This window comes from Paraflavitalea speifideaquila (genome assembly GCF_032395985.1).
Taxonomy (GTDB): domain Bacteria; phylum Bacteroidota; class Bacteroidia; order Chitinophagales; family Chitinophagaceae; genus Paraflavitalea; species Paraflavitalea speifideaquila.
The window spans coordinates 6858746-6880884 of record NZ_CP135920.1 but is presented as its reverse complement, the minus strand read 5'-3'; the positions used below and the strand labels follow the sequence as shown (position 1 = coordinate 6880884).

Genomic DNA, 22139 nt, shown 5'->3' with positions numbered 1-22139 from the left:
TTGCTGTTGAGGGTTACGCCATTACTGGTAACTGTACGCCGGTACCAGGTATTGGCGGTGAGGTTACCGGTGTATAGTTTTGAGCCGTAGCGCCACCAATATTGGTAAAGGTGGTATTGTCGGGTGAGGACTGCCATTGGTAGGCATAGGTTCCATTGCCGCCGGTGGCTGCGGTGCCAGTCAGCAACCCCGGGGAGGTATTGTAGTTGATGGATGCGCTGGCAGGTGATACGGTACCTGCTACCAGAGCAGCAACAACGGTAACGGTAGCTGTATTGGAAATATAGGGGTGCCATTCTCGTAGGTGAACAAGCGGAAATAAGTGTTTGCGGTAATGGGGCCTGCTGCACAGGAGCTACCGGAAGTAGCACCTGATATATTGGTCCAGGTGCTGCCATTGGGAGACGACTGCCATTGAAAGGTATACATATAAGGATAGGACCCACTTCCCCCACTGGGTGCTGTAGCCGATAATGCAGGTGCCGTACCCGATACAATGGTTTGGCTGGATGGACTTACCACACCCGGGGTTACAAACTGGGCCGGCAAGGTAGCTGGCAGCAAGGCAGTTATTAGCAAATAAGTGTATCGTATCAATGTTGACAGAAGCATAAAAAGTAATTTGAGGTTAATATTCTCCCGGTACTTTGGTCCTGGCAATGTTTTCTGCCAGTTGTAAATCCAGGCTATCGGCCCCGCCCAACTGGGCATACAGCTTTCCCTGCCTGGTCAGGAAATATTTACTGCCAGTTACACCGGGTTCTGTTTGCCGGTTGTTGTTGCTTTTATCGGTGAGCCATTTCAACAAGCTTTCCGGTTCAGTGCCCGGGTCCAGGGCTGTGCTGCCAGCGCTAATGATTACCCCTGCCTGGATAGCGCTTTCATAGATGCCGGTAATGGTGGTCGCTGATACATTACAGGCCGACACACAAACCAACCCGATGATGGTCATACTGTCGCCCAACCTGCTTTTAAACCGCACCAGTTGGTTCACTATGGCTGTATCTTCCTGCAAGGGCAGGATCATGACCAGCACTTTTTGCCGGCCAGGCTGTCCAGGGCAATGGTTTGGTTGTTGATCGTTGTAAGGGTGGCCGATGATTGTGCAGTTCCCTGCAGGTACAGCAGGCAGTTTACCAGGAGAATGATCAATTGTTTCATGTGTACTTGTTTAATTGCTTTTTATTCAAAGCCGGCTTCGCTAAACCCTGCCTGACATTTTCCATTTTTCACTAAAAGTGATTGATGCTATAGCAGGGTGTTGAACCTGTATTCAATCCTTTTCAGAACCCGGTTGTCCTGGTCTTTTATCAACTTCAGCCGTCCCAACAGGTCATATTCATAATAAATGGTTTTACCCGAAGGGTCAGTCATGGAAGCCATGCCATACAGGGTTGTATAAGTATAAGTAGTTACCAGCGCCCGGGTACCGGCCAGGCCGGTACGGATCTTATCCAATTCCGTTCGGAGCACCGCATTGGAAGCGGGGTTGTTGATTACCGATATATTAATAAATCCCAGTACAGTACTGAGGGTGCTGCCGGTAATTTTGGCAACGGCATAGGTGCGGTTATATCCCCAGAGTATAATTTCTTTGTTATCATCTGTCTTGTATTGTTCCCGCGGGTTGCCGCTGCTGTCATAGGCGGAATAGTTGATCACCATGGAGTCGGTAGCTGTTCTGAAACTGCGGAATGTTTTGAGGTGTACCAGGCTGTCGTTGTTGAATTTGCCGAACAGGTATTTTGCGCCATGCAGGAAAGAGTAGCTGCCGCCTATGTCCTTGATGGAGTCGATGACCTCCAGTGGCGCCAGGTAGTTTTTATCCAGCAGGGTAGTTTTCATGGTTTGTTCATAAGCGCTTAAACCAAACTTAAAATCGTTGTTGCTGGTAAAGGGATATTTATAACTGCGTTGTTTTATTTTTTTATTGCTGCTGGTGGTCACCTCGCTTTTTAAATAGTAGTACTCATTGTAGCTGGCATAATCATAAAAGGTGGAATCTTTATTATAACCCGAAGGGGTATAGGTGGTTTCTATCGTATAAGCAGGGGTCCAGAATATTCCTTTTACCCCATATTTATTACAGGCTACGAACCCTACACTATTAAATGGAACTGGCTTAACATCAGTATACAATGCATTATAAGCACCTACATACCAGTAAGGTTTATACTTGATACTATATATGATTGGCGAGCCAGCCTGCTGATTATATACCATTTGTTTTTGTTGCAGCAACATACCATTCTGATCATATATCTTCTGGCCAACCAGGTGCCCCCGCCGGTAACCATTGTCTTGTGTTGGTACATACGGAAAGCTTGATGGAGGAAGGTCCGGCGCATAGGAAAACAATTGATCTGTCCATCCATTGGCGCTATCGATGGTGCGTACCTCGGGATACACGACAAAGGAACCTCCATCAGCAGCCAGTGGATAGCTGCTTCCCGGGCATAATGACAGGTACTCGCAATTGGAGTTGCTGGTATTTTGCATTTGAAGAATATTGACCGGCGATACCAGCAAGCCACTGGTCAGGGTAGAATCAGTAGAGTACATCTTGTATTTATACTGTCGCCTGTTGATCCTGTTGGTGGCCGGATCATAATCCCTGATCTCCTTCACCCGTATGCCACCTACGGGGCGGGCTACTTTGTAAAAACTGCCATACGGCGTGGATACGTTACTGTCTATTAAAGTACATTCCTGCCAGGATCCCGCAATACCACCCATGGTACAGGACATTTGATTGGGATTGGCGCCAATAAATACATCAATGCGGTAATACCCATTGACCAATAATTTATTGCCCGTTGGGGCTCCAGTAAAAGTGGCCACGGGGGCGCCTCCATACAGATCGGTCGGATTGCTTACCCGCATGATCTTTACGGTATAGGTTCCGCAGGTCACATGCGGATTACTCAATGTGTAATAGAATTCCGAACTCCCGGTCGTGCTACTGATGGTAAACAAACGCTGTAAAACAGGCTCGGTAGTACCATTGTTAAAAAAATCTGTTTCATTAAAACCCTTGTTCACGGTATAAGGGGCCAGGAAGGAAGGATTGGGGTGATACCTGAAAAAATCGCCACTGGCAAATGCCTGGTTACCTTCATAGTCCAGTTCCCGGTATCCACCGGATGGGAAGGTAATCTTTCTTAACACATTGGCCCGGCCATAGATCCAGTTCGCATTCCGGTTGGCATACATGGTCCAATCGAGTGTCGTATTGGTACTTGTAACGGTATAAATAATATTGGGAATGAGACCAGTGTTAAGATTCGGTATACCATTGTAAAAGCCCCAGATATCAACGCTGGGAGAAAAAACTGTGGGCAGGTTTTCCGATTCTATATAGTCAAATTTGGTAGTGACACTGTCGGTGCCGGAGGTTCCTGCTTCGGCAAAGTTGACCAGCTTTTGGCGGTTGTTGGCAAAGCTGGTCCCATAGTTGAACCTGTATTGTTTTTCAGGTTATTGCCCGGATCATATAGTTGAACAGAAGTAATGCGCTTAGGGCCCGACGGATAAACCGGTGAAGAATTGACCAGGATATAGCCACTCCTGGCATCGATCCTGGATACCAGTAATTCGGAACCATCAGTAGTTACCGATCCCTGATCATAAGAAGTATTGAACCGGGCGCAAAACGGGCCTACCGGACCAACGTGTAAGAAACCGCCGGAATAGGTGGAGAAAGTATTGCCGGTACCGGTATAAGTAAATGAGATCCGGTTCTCTCCATTCATATCCTCTATATAATCCAGGTAATAAGAGATGGAAGAGATGCTGGTACTGCCAGCCCCTCCATTGCTATAATAGGTCGACTCATTCGTAATCATATGTCCAAAAACATATTTATTACCTCTTTCGTCGGTAATGGTCCAGTTTGTAAAACCAGTATACTGGTCGGGTATTCCGCCATAATCAATTTTTATTCCATCGTTTTTGGCGAGGATGATCTGCCCATTCTCTTTGATAAAGAATTTGCCGCTGTACCCATTGAAGCTATACATGAATACATCTGCTTCCATATCAACCTCGCCAACGTCAATATTGTCTACATCGGTCAGGTAACATCCCCAGGTGGAGGGACGGAGGGAACTGGCGCCATTCAGGATGCCGCCCCGGTCATCGGGGCGCTTGCCCCTAACCATCTGTGTGATCCTGCCTCCGCCATCATTGAGGTTAAACCCCAAACCAATGGGGCCGCCCAATTCTTCTACTTTAATACCACCTGTGCTGTTGTAATCCAGGGAAAGGTTGGCGGCTATAGGACCACTGGAAACACCGAAAAGGGGAAAACTGATGGGAACGGTGCCGGCATAAGTTCCAATGGGTCTTTCCAGTGTCTTAAACAAAGCAGCAGCATTGGGTGGGATGGGTTTTGCCTGTGGTAAGTTTTCCTGGTATTGCCCAATTGCCTGTGTACTTATATACAGTACAAAAAAGATAACAAAGCTTTACAGCACATATAGTTTTGGTTAATTGTTGTATGAGGTTATTTCAGATCATAGCCCACGCGGAATACAAAAGGCTGCGCCCGTGGCACCTGCTGGTAGGATAGTGCATCCCATAGCAATTGTATTTTGCCTTTGAACTTTTACCCGCCTGGTATTTTTGCTAAGGCCGAACAGGCCGCTACGCTGCCAGGTATCGCTCTTCGGAGGGGACATTGGAATGCCTGGCGCAGCGCCCGTGACGTTGCTTACATTCAGGGGCCGGTAGTTCATTTCAAAGCCACCGCTGAACCAAAAGCTGTTCTTTATCTGCCAGTCAATAAAACTCCTGATACCGGCGCCCTGGTGGGTAATTTGTATATGATCCCATCCTTGTCCCCAACCCAGTTTATAGGCAGCGCCAATACCCACGATAGATCTATCATTGAGCTTGTACCCCAGGGAAATTGCTATATCGGTGGTAACAGGAAAATAATTGGTGGCTTTTTGCGACTGGATATTGGTGCCCAGTTCCAGGCGCTGTTTAAAGCTTTTTGTTTTTTGGGTATTGGGCTTGAAGTTGGGCATGTCTTCCTCCCGGCCTGGTATGACACCGTTAGAACCTGCCTTTAGTATCTTATCTTTTAACTTACTCAGTTCGGCCTGGGCGGTTTGCAGTTGCTGTTGAAATTGTTGCTGGGCCTGGGGGCCACCAGCAGCCAGTTGTTGCTGGATCATACCGGATACCTGTTCACGGGTTTGCAAACTGGCATAACTAATACCTGAAAAGGCATTGTCATCACTGCCCGGCAGGCGGAATAAAGCAGCCAGGCGGCTGTGGCGGCGCATAAAATCCTGGAACACCCTGGTATTGCTTAACAGGTCGAGTGCCTTGCGTTCAATTTTGGCGGGATGCTTCAATATTTCTTTGTATTCATTCACCTGCTGGCTATAATAGTATACCTGCTTGTTGAGTTTGCCGATCTCCTTACCCAGGCCCAGCCCCTGCAGCTTTTCGCGGAGGTATTGGTGCCGCTGCTGCAAGATGGCCTGCAGGGTTGCTGTTTGCTGAAACCCTTTTTCCAATGCCTGCAGGTCGCCCATGCTTTGGGTTAGCCGATCTGTTGCCCCTTTGGCTTCTTGTAGCAGGGAAGGGTTTTGTTGCAGGAATAGCAAGCTGGTTTGCAGGGTATCCAGGAAAGGGATATAGGGCGGGTCGCTGGTAGTGTTATTGACTGTTTGCTTGAGTTGCTGGTAATACCCTGTTGTTTTACCAAACAGTTCATGGGCTGCGGCGGTATCCTTCCTGGCCAGTTTGCGTTTGAGCCGCTGTTCCTGTCGCAATATTTTATGCAGGTACCGCGTCGCTTGTTTGTCAAGTTTACCTTGAATAGTTTGGGCGGTTTGGCTGATCTGTCCGAAGAACCTGACTGGCAGGAGGGTCATTGGATCATAACCAGGGCGTAGCTGTTGGCATAGCCCAACAGTAGGAAACACCATTATGCCTACCATAATGGCAAGAAGATTTCGCATAAGCAATTGGCTTAAGGAGTAAACAATAAATTATTACCAGGATACAATGACTTGCATAGTACCTGATCACTGAATTGGCAGGGAATGTACTCGAGTTTTTATCACTAACTGTGCAGATGGCTGGATGTGAGCCTGTGCAAATGTATCATTGCTACGTTTGTCAATAATAGCAATTAGTCCATTACGTTCCAAAAAACAATGCCGGTTTAACCATTCTTTGCATACTTTACTCATGGCAGCTATAATTTTGCCATGCCAAAGGTGCGAATATGCTACTCCAATGCCATATCAACACAATTAACGGTCAATAAGAACATACGGATCAATAGACTTCATCATTACGGGGAAAATGCGCGGAATACTTACTATACAACGTTAGGATGTTTTGCCCGGATTACCAAATGGTGCTGGTTAAAATGCCGGTTATTGTATACGTTTATGATTATCGTCAAAAAACCAAAGGGATGATTAAACGCAGGATGATGCAGGCAGGAACGTCCGGAAAGTCGGGATGTCCGAAAGTTGGGAAGTCGGAAAATTTGTGGGTAATGAAAGATATTAAGGTCCGAAGACCGGGCAGGAAAACCGGCATTAGTGCCGTGTCTATAGGTTTTCCTGTCTTGTTTGTCGCTTACCTTATTTCAGGGCTATTTCCTGGTTACCAGGCGTTCAAAAGTGTATTTTCCTCACCGTTCGGGGCAGGGCTCATGGCTTGCGGCTAACTTTGCCACTACCCACTTACCGGAATAAACGAAGAAATCTTTGTCAAATGCTGTCTTATCTTTGTTTCATTATGGAAGGTCCCATCGTTATTGTTGTGCCCTACCGGGGAGAAGAAATGGAGTTTTTATTGCAGTGGCAGTCTTTGGGTTATACTCATCGGTTCAGGGTGGAAGTAGAAGGTGTAGAAGTGTTTTTGAGCCCGATGAGGAGAAATTGTACCGGGCGGTGATTTTCCCGAACAAGCGGCGGCCCAGAAGGTCGATTCTGCTTTTTTGCAGGCCAAAACAACAGTATTGCAAGATGCACTTAATTAGTAGCAAAAATAGGGTACGGATTAGCTGTTCATAGAGCGTGGGATTGAAAAGAGAATACTGGATTTAAGCGTATTCAAACTACTAAAAACCTTTTTCAATGTTCCCTGCAAAACAGAAAAGACTCCCAGAAAGTGGGGCCGACTACAGTTGACCTTCCCAACGATCCCCATGGATGTGAAAAATCACCCGTACCCAACCATCACCCCGGAAGTCTTTCTGATTTCCCATTGTTCTCATCGCCTGTGCAAAAATATAACGGCATATACATGGCCGCACGTATGTTTAAATAATCTTGCAGTTTGCTATTATTTCGGTAAAACCAACCCGTTTGGAGCTGTATTAGCTTTAGGGGTAAAAAGGAAAGGAACTGAAAGGAAAGGCAGAAAAAAAGGTTTTATTCAAACGGTCAGGTACAAATGTAAAGCAGAATGTATAGTTTTCATCAATCTCGTAATATCCCTAGCAACATTTAGAAATACAACGATAGGGTAAACTCTTAGGCGGGACCGCACAAATGCCTTAAAATAGCTTTGAATTAGGGTGGAGGGCGAAAGGCGACTATTACGGGCAGATGTAAAAACGGCAAAAAGCTGCGAGAATAGAAAAAACTATCAAATTTTCGTTGTTATTTGACCCATAAATATGGATATTTCCACCAAATTGCTACTTGCATTATATATTTTTGTATAGCATTACCAAAACGTACCATGTCTAAAATACTAATTATTGACGACCATTCGATTATCAGGGTGGGCATTGGTTTTCTTATCCACCAGGAAATCCCATCTGCCAGCATTGATGAGGCAAAAAGTGGCGATGTTGCCGTAGCGCAGCTTAAGAAGAATACTTATGACCTCATTATTCTTGATGTTAATATCCCCGGCACAGATACCATTGATTTCATCAGCTATCTGCTTACAGCTACCCCCACCTGAATATCCTGATCTTTACCATGAATCCGGAAGAGTGGTACGGCAGGCGATTCCTCAAGATGGGGGTAAAAGGTTTTCTCAATAAAGAATCCCCGGAAGAAGAGATTAAAAGCCATCTGGACTGTATTGAAAGGCAATCGATACATCAGTCCCGAGCTGGCCCAGATCATTTCCATGGATGCTTTGGAGAAAAAGAAAGAAAACCCTTTTGATGAATTGAGCAACCGGGAGTTTGATGTAGCCATGCGGCTTACCCGGGGCGACTCTGTATCTGCTATAGCGGAGTCGCTTAACCTGCATGCATCTACCGTGGGAACCCACAAAGCACATATCTTTGAAAAGCTGAATGTGCAAAATATTATTCAACTGGCAGACCTGGCCAGGTTGTACGACGCGAATGCAAGTTTGGGTAACAAAAGTTAAAAGCCGCTGTTCTACGTTGCGGCATTTTCAAGGCCTTGTTCCTTTATCTTCCTACCTTAATATTTTTTAAATGTTACGGATGCAGATAATGCATTACTTAAGCCTATGAGATCAGTGCAACGGCATAACCTGGCCGCCATTTTATACCTACTTCTCTTGCTTCCTGGCCCCACGATGGCCCGGCAGCAACCGGCTCCATACTTTTCACAGCATTCCTTCCTTCACTTTGACGATGAAAATGGTTTACCCTCCAACGATGTTACCGGTTTTTATGAAGATGTAAATGGGTATTGCTGGTTTACCACCCAATTTGGCCTGGTAAGGTTTGATGGCAAGAACTTCCTGCATTTCTTTTCGGGCAACGTACTTACGCTAGGCTCTAACCGGGTAGCCGGTTTAAGTGGCGACGGAAAAGGCAACCTGTTTTTTACCAGCGAAGGCGGAGGCGTTCACAAAATTGAAGGGGATGGACGGATACAATATTTACCAGGCGCTGCCATAGGAAATAATTTCCTGATGGGCAATCATGGATATGTACTGGACTTACGACCCTACCGACGGAATGCCGTCGATTCGATCAGGATGATGCAGGAACCGCTTTTGGGTAGAGGGTCTTTTGTTACCCAGGAATTTTACCCCGAGGCCAACGGTAACGCCTGGTTCCTCGGCGCCACCGGCATCAGTTATTATCAACAAGGCCATTGCCAGTGGGTAGATAGTATAAACTACAATGTTGTAAAGCATTTTTATACTCATCAAGCGCTTTTTGTGGTGGACACTATTGGCAATATAGAGGTATACCAGGCAGGGGTAAAAACAAAACTTAGGTTCCAATTATCCAATATGCTGTCGGCCCTGAAAGAGAAAGGCCGCCCTGATCTTAATAAAGCCCGTTTTTCTCCAACCAAACTGGCATGTTCCTCCGGTATGGTGATCACTTGCTGAGCTTTGATTTTGACGGAAAGGAGCTTCGCCCCTTATGGTTATTGCACAACCTGCAATTGCCCATTCCCAATGGCGTCTATTATTCAAGCAGGTACCGTATGTACGTCATGAGTACCAGTACCAGTGGGTTTTATCTGGTACGGGAACGACCTTTACGGTGCACAGCTTTTCAGAGGGGATGGAGAACAGTTTTACAGCTACTACTGAAATCCGACCGATGAAAGTATTGGCCACCAATGGGCTGTTGGTTACTGCCGATACGGTGGTAAGGGTTTATCCGCTGTATAGTATTGCCTGGAATGCGCTGCTTAAAGACCGTGACCGGCATACCTGGTTGGTAGCCAGGGATACCCTGAAATGCCTGGATAGCAACCTCAAAACTTTACAATGGTGGAAACTGACCGACTCGCGGTTAGCCAGTATACAACAGGATGCTGCTGGTACCATCTGGTATGCTACGGATGAGGGCCTGGCCAGGATAGACAGCGGGCAACTGCATATTGTATACCAGGGGTATAAAAATTTGGCCGTACGCAATGTTTATTCCTTTTGAATGATACAGCCCTTTGGATAGGCACTACCCAGGGGCTATATATGTTTCATAAAAAGAACAACACGATTACGCCTGTAGCTGCTATGGCTGGCAAGTATGTTCGGCATATTTACCAGGCAAGGGATGGGAATTACTGGATTGGCACCTATGGCCAGGGATTTTATACTTACCGCGATGGGCAGTTCATTGCTTTGCCACTGGATAAAAAGGCTACCTGGCTGCGGCCCATTGTTTTATGGAAGATGATAATGGATACTTCTGGATACCTACCAATTATGGCTTGCTGCAAGTGCGAAAAGTGGCGCTGGAAGCCTGGTTAAAGGATAGGGAAAGAGAGGTATATTATCATTACTACGACAAATACGATGGGTTTATCACCAGGGAATTCAACGGCGGCAGTAGTCCGGTGGGCCTCCGGTTGCAGGATGGTACATTTTCCCTTCCATCTATGAAGGGGCTGGTATGGTTCAACCCCTGCAAGTGCAACCGATATTGCCAGCGGGCACTATTCAAATTGATAAAGTACAGTATGATACCCTGGTTATGGATCTTAGCCAGCCAATAAGGTTTGAGGCTGGCGCCCGCAATATGCGTTTCCACATCTCTTCTCCTTTCTTTGGCAATATGGCCAATTATGTTCCTGAATACCGGATACAGGGTTCTAATCAGACCTGGATGACGGTTCCTGCAGATAATGTGATTGTTGTTAGTTCACTGCTTCCCGGTAAATACCAATTGGAGATTCGCCTGCGGCAGGGCTTTGGCGCCAGTAATTATACCAGCAAGGTATTGTCCTTTTCCATTGCTCGCTTTTGGCATGAAACAACCTGGTTCAAGATACTGGGAGCCATTGCGAGCGCTATCGCCCTGGCATTGGTGATCCTCCTGATCCATAACAGGAAAAAGCAATAATCCACCGGCAATTAATAGAAAGTAAACAACAATTAGAGCGGTTGGTGGCCTATAGAACCGAGGGATTACAGCAAGCCATATCGAACCTAAAGGATACTGAAGACAACTTACATCAAAGTAACCTGTTGAAAGACCGGCTTACCTCCATTATCCTGCATGATATCAGGTCGCCTTTACGGTTTATGAACCTCATCAGTAATCAACTCTCCCAGGCATTGGTCATGGACGATACTGAATCCTTAAAAGCATTGATCGCCGAACTGAAAAAATCATCTGATCAGCTCGACATATTCACCAGGGAATTTCTGGTATGGCTTTCTTCCCAACAATCGGGGTTTAAGGTAAAGCGGGAGTACATAGATGTGCAGCAATTGTTGAAAGAGGCCGAAGGCCTTTATCGTAACCTGCTTGGCTGGAACAACAATGACCTGGTATTGGATGTAGTACCCGAAGTGAGCTTGTGGGCCGACCGGCAATTGCTGAGGATCGTTTTGCATAACCTGGTGGACAATGCCAATAAGCATACTGATGGGGGCACTGTTTGGATAAGTGCCTATTTTTCAAAAGAACAACAGGTAACCATTAAAGTGGCCGATTCCGGTAAAGGGATGGCAGTCTCAGAATTAGAAATGCTGAAAACCTGGCTCAAGGATGGAAAGAACCAGATCGTAACGGATGGTACGGGTAACTTAGGTTATAGGATCATCCGCGATTTTTTGATCATCATGAAAGGAACGATTGCTGTTGAGAGCTGGTTGGGATCTGGTACTACGGTGACCATCCTGTTTCCGGTATCCTGACCAGGTTTCACGGCTTTGGTATATATTTAATGAATGTCTGAACGTTGATTGTGTCAACCTGTGCCTATGGGTGTAATAAAGCGGCATGGCCTGCTAACCATATTAGTCTTTTTCTTATTGATACCCGCCTGCTTGATTGCCCGGCAGCAGCTACCGCCATATTTTAAGGGCTACCATATCACCCATTATGATGATGAAAGCGGCCTGCCCTCCAATGATGTTACTGGTTTTTATGAAGATGCGAAAGGCTATTACTGGTTTACCACTCAGTTTGGCCTGGTTCGTTTTGATGGACGGGATTTCATGCACTACTATACGGGTAACTTGCCCTCTCTTGCTTCCAACCGGTTGTATTCGTTGAACAGTGATACCAGTAACATGGTTTATTTTGGGGATGAAAGTACAGGGGTACATCTTATCGATAGCAATGGGCTGATCAAGCTGGTACCGGGGGCCAGAGCCCGCTTTAATTTCCTGATGAGCCAGCATGGCTACACGCTCGATTTACGCAAATACCTCAACACCAAAGCCGATTCCATCAGGATCATGACGACGGTAAAGGATACCAAATTTTACCTGGCTATGCATGAGTTCTATAAGGATAGCAATGGCCATGTATGGTTTGTAAGCGGACACGACATCAGTTATTTCAAGGATGGGCATTTTTTTCCTGTAGATTATTATGATGAAGAAGAGTGGCGGCATTTTTATATAGACAATACGCTTTTTGCAGTGGATTCTATTGGCAGGATCAGCGTATATAAAGCGGGCAGCAAGATCAATTTGTCATTTTCCCTCCAAAATATACTGGCAACGGGTAAAAAGATGCCTGGCCTGAAGCAGTTCGTATTTTGTTCTAATAAAATGGGTACTTTTCTGCAATATGAGGGACAACTATTTGCGCTCAGCTTTGATGGCCGCGCTATTCATACCAGGCTGCTGTTAAAAGACCTCTCCCTGCCCCTGGCCAAAGATATTTATTATTCCAAACGGTATGGCATGTACATACTGCGCACGAGCACCAAGGGGTTTTACCTGATCAGGAACCAGCCTTTTACTGTGCGCAGCTTTACCGATAAAGATGGTCTTATTGAGAATAGCTTTACGGCATCGGTAGAAGTGAATCCTATGGAAGTGCTGACCACCAATGGGGTGTTGTTTACAGCCAATGAAGCCAGGCGCATATATTCTAACGACCTGCTGGTGTGGAATACGATGTTAAAGGATAGCAAGCAGCAGGTTTGGCTCATGGCGGGTGATACGTTGCTTTGTCTCAATAATAAATTACAGGAACAGAAACGCTGGATAGTACCCAGCGATACGCACCTTAAAAGCCTCCTGGAGGATGATCGGGGCACCATCTGGTATTGCTCCAACAGCGGTCTTTCACGGATCGACAATGGCCAGATGAAAACCTTGTATTCCGATTACCCTCATTATGGCCGTGCCCAGTGTATGTTCCTTTTAAATGACAGTACCATTTGGCTGGGTACCACAGATGGGCTTTATAGCTATCATATAAAGACGAAAACCATTACGCCTGAACACGACATGGCCAAGCATTATGTACGTAATATATACCGGGCAAAGGATGGAACCATCTGGATCGGTACGTATGGACAAGGATTCTTTACCTATCGGAATGGACGTTTTATAGCCTTGCCACAAGATAGGAAACACAGCCTGGCCACTGCTCATTGCTTTATGGAAGATGACAAAGGGTACTTCTGGATACCCACCAATAAAGGTTTATTCCAGGTAGCCAAACAAATGTTGGAGGCCTGGATTGCCAATAAAGGCCTGCAGGTATATTACCATTACTACGACAGGAATGATGGTTTTGGCTCCAATGAATTTAATGGTGGCAGCAGCCCGGTAGGTATCACGCTACAGGATGGGAGTTTCTCCCTGCCTTCCATGATGGGGCTTGTATGGTTCCATCCTTCACGAGTGGAGCCCGACCTGCCTGTACAGGATATATTTATAGACCGGGTAATGGCGGATACACAGGAAGTGAAATACCAGGGAGACATACAATTTGAACCAGGTTCAAAGAAAATGGGTTTTCTCTTTTCATCCCCCTTCTTTGGCAATAGAGATAATTTCTTCCCCGAATACCGGATATCGGGAGTTGATAAATTCTGGACACCCGTACCGGCAGATAATAATATTGTGATCAATTACCTGCGTCCAGGTATTTATACCCTCGATATACGATTGCGGCATGGATTCGATGCCCATGCTTATACCAGCAAAACACAACGATTTACGATTGCCCCATTTTTTATGAGACCTGGAAATTCCTGGTATTGATGATATTGCTGGGGACGCTGTTGATGGCAGGGGGTGTTTATATGTACAATAAGCGGCGTCCCCAAAAGCCAGGGAACGGGAACAGATCCTGGAACAACAGGTACAGCAGCGTACCAGGGATAAGGATATTATAGTAGAAAAATTAGAGCACACGGTGGCGGAACTGAAAGTATCGGAAGAAAGCTTGCACCAGAGTAATTTACTCAAGGATAAACTGACCTCGATCATCCTGCACGATATACGCTCTCCGCTGCGCTTTATGAATTTGGTTAGTAACCAATTGCATAACGCACTTTCTACAAGCAATAACCAGCCACTGACTGCATTGACCGCTGAATTGAAGAAGTCGACCGATCAACTCGATGCATTTACGCGTGAATTCCTGGTATGGCTAAATGCACAGCAAACCGGGTTCAGGTTACGGAATGAGCATGTATATCTAAAAGAAATGTTTGAAGAGGTTGCTATTTTTTTCCGGAATATCATGAACTGGAATGAAAATACCCTGGAAGTAGGTGTGTCGGATGATATCAGTATGTGGACGGATAAACAATTACTGCGTATCATATTGCACAATATTATTGACAATGCCAATAAGCATACTGAAAATGGAATGATCAGGCTGAGTGCTTACCTGGAATCTGATGACCGGTTGGTGATCAAAGTAGTAGATACGGGAAAAGGTATGCGTCATTCAGAACTTCAGGAATTGCAAGACCGGCTGGAAGATGAAAGGAATGCCTTTGTTACGGATAGTACGGGTAACCTGGGATACAGGATTGTGAGAGATTTTGTTAATAAACTGAAAGGACATATCTCGGTGGAAAGCGTTTTTAATAAAGGCACCACTGTTACCATTTCCTTTCCTATATAATGCCTGTTTAGCGGTGTATAAAAACGGTTGCTAAAGCCTACGAAATTAAATCAATGGCAGGTATTTACTCTACCGCTAGTTAAAGAAGCCTGCGAGTTTTACCAGCCTATCCTTGCCTGGAATCATAATCAATTGGAGATAGACGCGGAAGAGGAGGTGAGTACCTGGGCCGACCGGCAACTACTACGGATCATACTTCATAATTTAATTGATAATGCCACAAGCATACGGAGCAGGGCGTGATTAGGTTAAGTGCCTCCCTATCGGCAAACCATCGACGGTCGCTTAAGGTAGTCGATACAGGTAAAGGAATGAGTCCTGCAGCATTACAGAGATTACAAAATCGCCTGACAGAAGGGGAAGACCTGTTTGTGACCGAAGCAACAGGCAATCTAGGTTACAGCATCATCCGTGACTTTGTGCGCAAACTGAAAGGTACTATTGCAGTGGCAAGTGAGCCAGATAAAGGAACTGCTGTAACTGTGTTGTTGCCGATAGAATAATTAGGGCATCGGCGACGCTTCTTATTCTGCTTTGGGATATTACCAGTGTAATACCGCCCACAGGGAGCCTGCAGCAATCAGCACCCACAATACAATTCCTTGCAACAGCGGTTTAATACCTACAGCCCGCAACACTTCTACTCTTAGTCCGCAACCGATCAGGAAAAGGGTGAGCGTGAGTCCAGCCCTGGCGCCGCCCACCAGGTAGGGGCTGATGGCAGCTACTGCCGGAACGTAGCTGTTAAATACAATACCAGCTATGAACAGTCCAATAAACCAGGGAAACTTTATCCGGTTATTTCCTCCTTTGAAGAGGAAACCCGAAAGCAGGCTCACAGGAACGATCCATAGCGCCCGGGCCAGCTTTACTGTGGTGGCAATTTCCAATGCCTGGGGGCCGTATTTGGCGGCTGCACCGGTAACTGAACTGGTGTCGTGAATAGCGATGGCGCTCCATAAGCCAAATTGTTTTTCTGATAGGTGTAATGCATGGCCAATGGCGGGGAATAAGAACAAGGCGGCTGCATTCAAAATAAATACGGTACCCAGCGCCACCGACAATTGTTTTTCACGGGCCTGAATGACTGGAGCAACAGCGGCAATGGCGCTACCGCCGCAAATGGCCGTACCGGAAGCGATGAGCCAGGAGCTCGTCTTGTCGGTCTTGAACAACCTGCCCAGTAAAGCGCCGGCCAGCAAGGTACCAAGGATTGAAGCGGTTGCCAGTAAAATGCCTTCTTTGCCAGCCTTGAGGGTACTACCCGCTTGCATGCCAAATCCGAGGCCCACTACCGAGATCTGTAATAACAAATGGGTAGCTTTATGGTTGAGGTGCAACCAGGGGTGGCCAATGAACTGGGCAATCACAAAGCCCATCAACAGGGCAATAGGTGGACTAATCAGCGGTGACAGGCATAAAACAATGGCTGCTATGAATATAAGTTCCCGGGTGGTAATGGTACGATCCCAGATCTTTTTCTTTGCCGTGGTAGTTGCCTTATTCGCTGCTTCCATAACCTCTTGTATTTATGAAGGCAAAGTTCCTGTAAGGGCAGTCAGGAATGAAATGGTAATAAGTTATGGCTCATTACTTCTGGTTATGATGGCGGGCAAATTCCATGAATAAGGTAGGCAGTGGTTCAGTTTCTCCATGCGGGAGGGCAAAATAAAAATGCCTTTCTATTTGGAGTCCCTTTACATCAATGATGCAACATTCCTTGTGTTTCAATTCTTTTAGTACGGCATGGATAGAAAGGAAGGCCATACAGGGGGCGTGGGTAGATAACTTTTAATACTCTCCGAATTACCCAATTCCATTTCTACTTTTAACTGTGTCATGGCAATGCCCTGCTGTTGTAAAGCATGGGCGATTACTTCCAACGTGCCCGAACCGGGTTCCCGCAGGAGTAGGGGGATTTTCTTTAACTCCTCGGGCTTGATCGCATTTTTAAGGGCCAGGGGATTGTTGATGCCCGATACCAGTACGATCTCGTCTTTTAAGAATGCCTGGTATTTAACGGTTTTATTTTTAGAACGGCCTTCAATAATGCCCAGATCGATCTCTTTGTTGTACAAAGCCTGTTCTATTTGCTCGGTATTGTTGATGAGCAGTGTTACGCGTACTTCTTTAAACTTTTGGTGAAATGCTGTCAGGATGGGCGGCAATACATATTGAGCTACAGTAGTGCTGGCGCCTATTCGAGCTGCCCACTGGTACGGTGGGAGAGGTTGCTCATTTCAAACTCCAGGTTGCGGTAGATCCTGAACAATTGTTCTGTGTACTGTAACAAGGTTTTTCCCGCAGTAGTTAATTTAATGCGCGTGCCATTGCGTTCAAACAACCGGATGCCCAACTGCTGTTCCAGTTCACGGATATGCTTGGTAACGGCGGGCTGTGTAATAAATAATTCTGTAGCAGCCTTTGTAAAATTAAGCCGCCTGGCTACTGTATGAAATACCTGTAGGCGAAAATCAAAAATCATGATCGTATAGCCTTTTTTGTCTCTTATTGGCCTGTGCCAAGAGCGAATAGGCCATACAAATATCGTTCTATGGCTCCATTTCGGTATGCCTTTTTCTGTTGTTTAATTCAATTTTATAATCGCCAGGTTGTGTTTAAAGTTGTCAACGATCCCATAATGATATGCGGCATAGATCAGTACGTTATCAAATGAAGCAAACCTGGCACGGGGAGAAAACTGGCGGCCTATGGTTTAAGTATAGTCGTACTGCAGTATCCGGTTGAAGCTGCCACCAATGTTTGCTTGTTGCATTTAAATAGCCCTTCATAAAACATCTTTCCACAACCATTGTTGATGGCTACATAGGTACCCTGGACAGGGCGAAAAAAGCGTGAATAAATTGGGCTTTTATGATCTTGTTCTCTTTTACGATAGCCAATTGGCCTCAAGCGGGGAAAGGGGGCAGGAATAATAGGGCAATACAGGCAGGGGTCAGTTGTAGCTTAAGCATATCAATTTTAAACGTATAACTATGTTACTAGATTATGAAGTGTACACCATTTTGTTGAATACCATTTTTTTACAAGTATCCCCGGTTAAATTGCCAGAATTGTGTGAAATAAAAATAGCGGCCTTTCCATTTCCATCATTTATGGTATTTTCACGGATAAGATCCGTTTAACCGGTTGCATGTCAACGCAGAATACATATCAGCATTTTCAAGAGGCATTCTATACTTACTATGAGCCCCTATGCCGGTATGCGTATACCTTGGTGAAGGATTATAATGCCTGTGAAGACATTGTGCAGGAAACCTTTTGAAGATATGGGAGAAAAAGCAGGAACTCATCGGCACAGTTGGTCTGAATTTCTATTTGTTTAGGGCAGTACGCAACAATTGTCTAAGTTTCCTGGAGAAAAAGCAAAAGAACATTATTAGTACACTTAGGGACGAAGATGTGGCAGACCTGCCGGGGGAAAAAGATCGGGCAACTGTGGATACGGGTAAGGATTATGATACGTTATTAAAAGAGGCCATGGATAACCTGTCCCCAAGTGCCGGGAGGTATTTATCTTGAGCCGGGTGAGTGACCTTACTTATCAACAGATCAGTGAAACCCTGGACATATCTGTAAAAACGGTTGAGAACCATATGGGTAAGGCCCTCAGGATATTGCGTTCCTATGTTCGGGGCAAACAGGCTTGTATTTTAGCGCTTAGCTTGCTTTTCTTTTCTAAACGGATAGGGGTATCCTGAATTTTTATGTTATTATACCAATAAAGTATAGAAATGATTCCAGGTGATACGATTATAAATATCATTGCAAAGCAGCTCAATGGCCGGGCTACTGCCGAAGATCAGGCTCAGCTACAGCAATGGCTGGAATTAGATCCCACCAACCAGCAGGAATATGAAGAACTGGTAAAAGCCTGGGAGGAAAGCATCCGCCTTACGGAGCAACATAATTTTAAAACAGATGAAGCCTGGGCCAGGATAGAAGCCAAAACAAAGCCCGCTGAGGTGGGTGAAGTTACAGGCCGTACTTTCAACTTATACCCCCGTCGCCTGGCTGTGACCGCCGCCGTTGTAGGCTTGCTAATTGTGGGGGGCTACTTATGGAACCACTATCGAACCTCCTGGCAGGAGTTGGCAGCAGGTAATAATAATAAGTCCCTCCAATTGCCGGATGGTTCCACAGTGCTGTTGCGAAAAGGCGCCACCCTAAGGTACCCCCTTCATTTTGAGGGGGAAGAAAGGCTGATCCGCTTATCAGGCGAAGCCTTTTTTACTGTACAAAGAGATGAACATCAACCTTTTGTTGTCATGACTGACCATGCCGCGGTGCGGGTATTGGGGACCTCTTTCCTGGTAAATGCCGACGATAAAACGGAGGAGGTGATCGTAGTAGCTGGAAAAGTGTGCGTTATCAGTAAACACCTGGCAGGACAGCAAGTAGAACTAACCGCTGGCCAGCGTACTGTATTGCAAAATGATCAATTTCAACAAAGTGCGGTTACCGATTCCAACTTTATAGCCTGGAATACGGGCTTGCTCGACTTTAAAAACACCCCCTTGTGCAAGTGCTGGAAGAAATGCAGGATTATTATGAAGTGCCCATCGGCCTTGCCCCCAGCAAAAGCCCCTTATCGCTCCCCATACAGTAACAGTCAGGTTTAATAACCAGCCTTTGGAACAGGCTTTGGAAGAAATCAGGCTCGTAACGGGTTTGGACATGAAAAAGAAGGTAATGAATTCGTTTTTATATGAAATAATTAGCTTCCTTTGCTGGGCATCTGCACCAACCCCAACCAGCAATTTACAGGAACTAAGGCATGAAACGAATCAGTTGCATACTTTTATTGCTATGCTGTTATCAGCATATTGCATGGGCGCAGAAGTCGGTCTTTTCCAGTCGTTCGTATACTCCTACTTTTCAAAAAGCCCCCTTAAAGATTTTCTGGATGATATTAATCATAGTGGCAAAGCCATTATTGAGTATTCTTCCAATAACCTGGATACGGCTAAGATCATTACACTTACCGGTGCACCTGCTACATTGGGTGCGGTTCTACAACAAGTGCTGAAAGATCAAAAGATAAGTATCCTGGAAAAAACAATAAGATCATCCTGATCCCCTCGCCTGTTCCACTGCCTGATGATTTCTTTATTTCTTACTATGCTGTGTATGGCCTTATCAAAGAAACCGTCAGCGGAGAGCCCCCTGGCCGATGCTACCATTTGGCAGCCCGCACTTCAAAAAGGCAGTTTGTCCAATAGTTTTGGGCATTATACTTTACTACTGCCCGAAGGAAAACAGGTAGTATTGATCTCTTATGCCGGCTACAATAGTCGCAAAGTGGAGCTGGACCTGCGGGAAAATATAAGGATGGATCTTACCCTGGAGCCTAAAAGCCAAATCCAGGAAGTAACTGTTACCGCCGTAAATGGAACCGGGCAAAATCCGGATAACCTTGCTAGCAGTGCAGAAGCTGCACAAGATATGTTCCTGGGCGAACCCGATGTAGTACGTTCTCTGTACATGCAACCGGGTGTAAAAAATATTCCTGAAATAACCAATGGCCTCCTGGTAAGAGGTGGCAGCCCAGATCAGAATGTTTTCTTACTGGATGGTAATATGGTATTCAACCCCACCCACCTGCTGGGTACCATGTTCATCATCAATAGAACATCCGTCAAATCACTCCATCTCTATAAAAGTAATTTCCCGGCCCGGTATGGCGGTGGCTTGTCATCCGTGATAGATGTGGTTACCAAGGATGGAAATATGCAGCAGTGGAAAGGGGAAGCCAATGCAGGTGTGCTGGCAGGATCATTTACTGTGGAAGGCCCCATTAAAAAGACCGGTCGGCCATCATGGTCTCTTTCCGCCATAGTTGGATCAATCCCCTGTTGCGGGCTATGAACTCTGGGATTGGCGTCAACTTTTACGATCTGCATGTAAAGTTTACGCAGTGGATCGGGAAAAAGATAAGTTGATGGTAGATGTGTATTCGGGCCAGGATGACCTAAATCTGCATCGGGATTATACCAATAATGTACAACGATGGGGCAATAGAACGGCTTCCCTGGTTTGGAACAGGCTCCTGGCTCCGAAAGCATTCCTGACTAGCTCCGTCAATTTTAGTCAATACAAAAATATCGCGGGCTTCAGGTATAACCTGTATGATAGTACAGGCGCTTCCAGGCAGAACCGGGTGTACAATACTTATTCTTCTATTCAGCGGTTCAACGTTCAATCCAGGCTTGAATTCACCGCCACTAATAATGTACGGTTTGTTACCGGCCTCAAGGCCAACTTTACGAAGGTGAAGCCCTTTGATTCCAATATCTCTTCTGATTTTTTGACAAACCAGATGACTTTTCCGACTTTCCACCGCTCTCATTCCGGGAATTTGTGTTCTTCTTTGAAAACGAGATCAGGCCCGATAAGCAATTCTTTGTGCGGCCAGGCATACATGTATCTCATTTCAACAACAATGGGTTTAATTACACGTCCTGGCAGCCCCGCTTATTGGCTACCTACCGGTTGAACAAGCGCCACCAACTCAACTTTTCCTATAACCACATGACCCAATACCTGCACCTGGTTACCAATCCATACCTGGGTGTGAATGGTGATGCCTGGGTGCCCAGCACCAAAATGCTGAGTCCGGAAGAGTCGGATATGGTCAACCTGGGATACATTTATCGCGACAGGAAGAAGTTTATGTTAACAGCAGAAGTGTATTACAAAGAGCTGAGAAATGTGACCAATTACGTGGAAGGCAAAAACCTGTTTTTGAATACAGCCGATTGGGAAGAAAATGTACAGTCGGGCAAAGGATGGTGTTATGGATTGGAAGTTAAAATGGAGAAATCGACCGACAAATGGTATTTGCAGGCGGGCTATACTTTGTCCTGGAACTGGCGTCAGTTCAAAGGCATTAACAATGATGAGAAATTTCCTTTCAAATACGATCGAAGGCATAGCCTGAATATGGCCGGAACGTACAGGCTTAATAAGCACTGGAACTTTTCAACAATTTGGACATTTTCAACAGGCGATGTATTTACTTTGCCTGATAGGGGGTATCCTGATTTTGATGATGCCCAGCAGATATTCAATCCATTGTCGCCCAAGGAATACCGGCTTATTTACCATTCTTCGGCCATCAATCAGTACCGTACACTTCCTTATCACCGGCTTGACCTGGCAGCCACCTATGAACAAAAGTACAATAAGAGCCTTACTTCAAGGATCAGCATGGGTATCTACAATATTTATGGATCGCCCAACCAGTATGTATATGACCTGGAAGGAACCATGGGTAAGCGATCGCTGGTTGTTACTACCCAATACCAATTCTTTAAAGTAACCCCTTATATCTCTTATACATTCGCTTTTTAAT

28 protein-coding genes are annotated in these 22139 nt (G+C 45.7%); 18 read left to right on the top strand and 10 right to left on the bottom strand.

Annotation, left to right across the window (positions count from 1 at the left end):
• Nucleotides 1-13: 13 nt before the first annotated feature.
• The 7 genes from RS881_RS47290 to RS881_RS47260 form a co-directional block, all read right to left on the bottom strand.
• A complete protein-coding gene (locus tag RS881_RS47290; protein ID WP_315817188.1) occupies nucleotides 14-187 on the bottom strand; it encodes a DUF8696 domain-containing protein in 174 nt (57 codons plus the stop codon).
• Nucleotides 188-240: 53 nt separating this feature from the next.
• Complete coding sequence (locus RS881_RS47285; protein ID WP_315817187.1) at nucleotides 241-612, bottom strand: DUF8696 domain-containing protein; 372 nt, start codon at nucleotides 610-612, stop codon at nucleotides 241-243.
• A 16-nt stretch (nucleotides 613-628) separates the two neighbouring features.
• Complete coding sequence (locus tag RS881_RS47280; protein WP_315817186.1) at nucleotides 629-1027, bottom strand: hypothetical protein; 399 nt, start codon at nucleotides 1025-1027, stop codon at nucleotides 629-631.
• The gene (locus tag RS881_RS47275) at nucleotides 1024-1161 is read right to left on the bottom strand and encodes a hypothetical protein (protein WP_315817185.1); all 138 of its coding nucleotides are present in this window, start codon (nucleotides 1159-1161) and stop codon (nucleotides 1024-1026) included. Before RS881_RS47275 ends, RS881_RS47280 begins: the two co-directional genes overlap by 4 nt.
• A gap of 87 nt (nucleotides 1162-1248) precedes the next feature.
• A complete protein-coding gene (locus tag RS881_RS47270; RefSeq protein WP_315817184.1) occupies nucleotides 1249-3213 on the bottom strand; it encodes a hypothetical protein in 1965 nt (654 codons plus the stop codon).
• A gap of 140 nt (nucleotides 3214-3353) precedes the next feature.
• Nucleotides 3354-4364, bottom strand: a complete 1011-nt coding sequence (locus RS881_RS47265) for a hypothetical protein (RefSeq protein WP_315817183.1) — start codon at nucleotides 4362-4364, stop codon at nucleotides 3354-3356.
• Nucleotides 4365-4514: 150 nt separating this feature from the next.
• The gene (locus RS881_RS47260; protein ID WP_315817182.1) at nucleotides 4515-5954 is read right to left on the bottom strand and encodes a hypothetical protein; all 1440 of its coding nucleotides are present in this window, start codon (nucleotides 5952-5954) and stop codon (nucleotides 4515-4517) included.
• A 790-nt stretch (nucleotides 5955-6744) separates the two neighbouring features.
• On the opposite strand from RS881_RS47260, the gene RS881_RS47255 reads away from it, so the two are divergent.
• From RS881_RS47255 to RS881_RS47205, 11 genes are all read left to right on the top strand, one after another.
• A complete protein-coding gene (locus RS881_RS47255) occupies nucleotides 6745-6927 on the top strand; it encodes a hypothetical protein (protein WP_315817181.1) in 183 nt (60 codons plus the stop codon).
• 792 nt (nucleotides 6928-7719) lie between these two features.
• Nucleotides 7720-7947: a response regulator transcription factor gene (locus RS881_RS47250; RefSeq protein WP_315817180.1), complete on the top strand. Its 228-nt coding sequence runs from the start codon at nucleotides 7720-7722 to the stop codon at nucleotides 7945-7947.
• A gap of 123 nt (nucleotides 7948-8070) precedes the next feature.
• The gene (locus RS881_RS47245; RefSeq protein ID WP_315817179.1) at nucleotides 8071-8367 is read left to right on the top strand and encodes a LuxR C-terminal-related transcriptional regulator; all 297 of its coding nucleotides are present in this window, start codon (nucleotides 8071-8073) and stop codon (nucleotides 8365-8367) included.
• A 105-nt stretch (nucleotides 8368-8472) separates the two neighbouring features.
• Nucleotides 8473-9312: a two-component regulator propeller domain-containing protein gene (locus RS881_RS47240; protein ID WP_315817178.1), complete on the top strand. Its 840-nt coding sequence runs from the start codon at nucleotides 8473-8475 to the stop codon at nucleotides 9310-9312.
• A gap of 34 nt (nucleotides 9313-9346) precedes the next feature.
• On the top strand, nucleotides 9347-9865 hold the full coding sequence (locus tag RS881_RS47235) for a hypothetical protein (RefSeq protein WP_315817177.1): 519 nt from the start codon (nucleotides 9347-9349) through the stop codon (nucleotides 9863-9865).
• Nucleotides 9862-10185, top strand: coding sequence for a two-component regulator propeller domain-containing protein (locus RS881_RS47230; RefSeq protein ID WP_315817176.1), 324 nt, complete (start codon nucleotides 9862-9864; stop codon nucleotides 10183-10185). The genes RS881_RS47235 and RS881_RS47230 overlap by 4 nt, the downstream gene beginning before the upstream one ends.
• Nucleotides 10186-10327: 142 nt before the next feature.
• Nucleotides 10328-10777 (top strand): triple tyrosine motif-containing protein, encoded by a 450-nt coding sequence (locus RS881_RS47225; protein ID WP_315817175.1) that lies wholly within the window; start codon nucleotides 10328-10330, stop codon nucleotides 10775-10777.
• 44 nt (nucleotides 10778-10821) lie between these two features.
• Nucleotides 10822-11577 (top strand): sensor histidine kinase, encoded by a 756-nt coding sequence (locus tag RS881_RS47220; protein ID WP_315817174.1) that lies wholly within the window; start codon nucleotides 10822-10824, stop codon nucleotides 11575-11577.
• Between the two features lie 66 nt (nucleotides 11578-11643).
• Nucleotides 11644-13890, top strand: coding sequence for a ligand-binding sensor domain-containing protein (locus RS881_RS47215; protein ID WP_315817173.1), 2247 nt, complete (start codon nucleotides 11644-11646; stop codon nucleotides 13888-13890).
• Nucleotides 13891-14044: 154 nt separating this feature from the next.
• Nucleotides 14045-14764 carry a sensor histidine kinase gene (locus RS881_RS47210; protein WP_315817172.1) on the top strand — a complete coding sequence of 240 codons (720 nt, stop codon included), beginning with the start codon at nucleotides 14045-14047 and terminating at the stop codon, nucleotides 14762-14764.
• A 239-nt stretch (nucleotides 14765-15003) separates the two neighbouring features.
• On the top strand, nucleotides 15004-15267 hold the full coding sequence (locus RS881_RS47205) for a sensor histidine kinase (protein WP_315817171.1): 264 nt from the start codon (nucleotides 15004-15006) through the stop codon (nucleotides 15265-15267).
• 39 nt (nucleotides 15268-15306) lie between these two features.
• On the opposite strand, the gene RS881_RS47200 is transcribed toward RS881_RS47205, so the two are convergent.
• The 3 genes from RS881_RS47200 to RS881_RS47190 all read right to left on the bottom strand — a co-directional run bounded on the left by RS881_RS47200 (nucleotide 15307) and on the right by RS881_RS47190 (nucleotide 17249).
• The gene (locus RS881_RS47200) at nucleotides 15307-16281 is read right to left on the bottom strand and encodes a YeiH family protein (RefSeq protein ID WP_315817170.1); all 975 of its coding nucleotides are present in this window, start codon (nucleotides 16279-16281) and stop codon (nucleotides 15307-15309) included.
• A 219-nt stretch (nucleotides 16282-16500) separates the two neighbouring features.
• Nucleotides 16501-16932 carry a LysR substrate-binding domain-containing protein gene (locus RS881_RS47195; protein WP_315817169.1) on the bottom strand — a complete coding sequence of 144 codons (432 nt, stop codon included), beginning with the start codon at nucleotides 16930-16932 and terminating at the stop codon, nucleotides 16501-16503.
• Nucleotides 16933-16961: 29 nt separating this feature from the next.
• Nucleotides 16962-17249, bottom strand: coding sequence for a LysR family transcriptional regulator (locus RS881_RS47190; RefSeq protein WP_315817168.1), 288 nt, complete (start codon nucleotides 17247-17249; stop codon nucleotides 16962-16964).
• A gap of 797 nt (nucleotides 17250-18046) precedes the next feature.
• Here RS881_RS47190 and RS881_RS47185 point away from each other — a divergent pair.
• From RS881_RS47185 to RS881_RS47160, 7 genes are read left to right on the top strand one after another with little or no spacing between them, the layout of a single operon-like run.
• Nucleotides 18047-18307 carry a sigma-70 family RNA polymerase sigma factor gene (locus RS881_RS47185; RefSeq protein WP_315817167.1) on the top strand — a complete coding sequence of 87 codons (261 nt, stop codon included), beginning with the start codon at nucleotides 18047-18049 and terminating at the stop codon, nucleotides 18305-18307.
• 5 nt (nucleotides 18308-18312) lie between these two features.
• Nucleotides 18313-18486 (top strand): sigma factor-like helix-turn-helix DNA-binding protein, encoded by a 174-nt coding sequence (locus tag RS881_RS60925; RefSeq protein WP_350340027.1) that lies wholly within the window; start codon nucleotides 18313-18315, stop codon nucleotides 18484-18486.
• A gap of 33 nt (nucleotides 18487-18519) precedes the next feature.
• Nucleotides 18520-19407 (top strand): FecR family protein, encoded by an 888-nt coding sequence (locus RS881_RS47180; protein ID WP_315817166.1) that lies wholly within the window; start codon nucleotides 18520-18522, stop codon nucleotides 19405-19407.
• A 10-nt stretch (nucleotides 19408-19417) separates the two neighbouring features.
• Nucleotides 19418-19861: a hypothetical protein gene (locus RS881_RS47175; RefSeq protein WP_315817165.1), complete on the top strand. Its 444-nt coding sequence runs from the start codon at nucleotides 19418-19420 to the stop codon at nucleotides 19859-19861.
• A gap of 54 nt (nucleotides 19862-19915) precedes the next feature.
• On the top strand, nucleotides 19916-20653 hold the full coding sequence (locus RS881_RS47170) for a carboxypeptidase-like regulatory domain-containing protein (RefSeq protein ID WP_315817164.1): 738 nt from the start codon (nucleotides 19916-19918) through the stop codon (nucleotides 20651-20653).
• Nucleotides 20654-20702: 49 nt separating this feature from the next.
• Complete coding sequence (locus RS881_RS47165) at nucleotides 20703-21281, top strand: hypothetical protein (RefSeq protein WP_315817163.1); 579 nt, start codon at nucleotides 20703-20705, stop codon at nucleotides 21279-21281.
• A complete protein-coding gene (locus RS881_RS47160; protein ID WP_315817162.1) occupies nucleotides 21191-22138 on the top strand; it encodes a TonB-dependent receptor plug domain-containing protein in 948 nt (315 codons plus the stop codon). Before RS881_RS47165 ends, RS881_RS47160 begins: the two co-directional genes overlap by 91 nt.
• Nucleotide 22139: the final 1 nt, after the last annotated feature.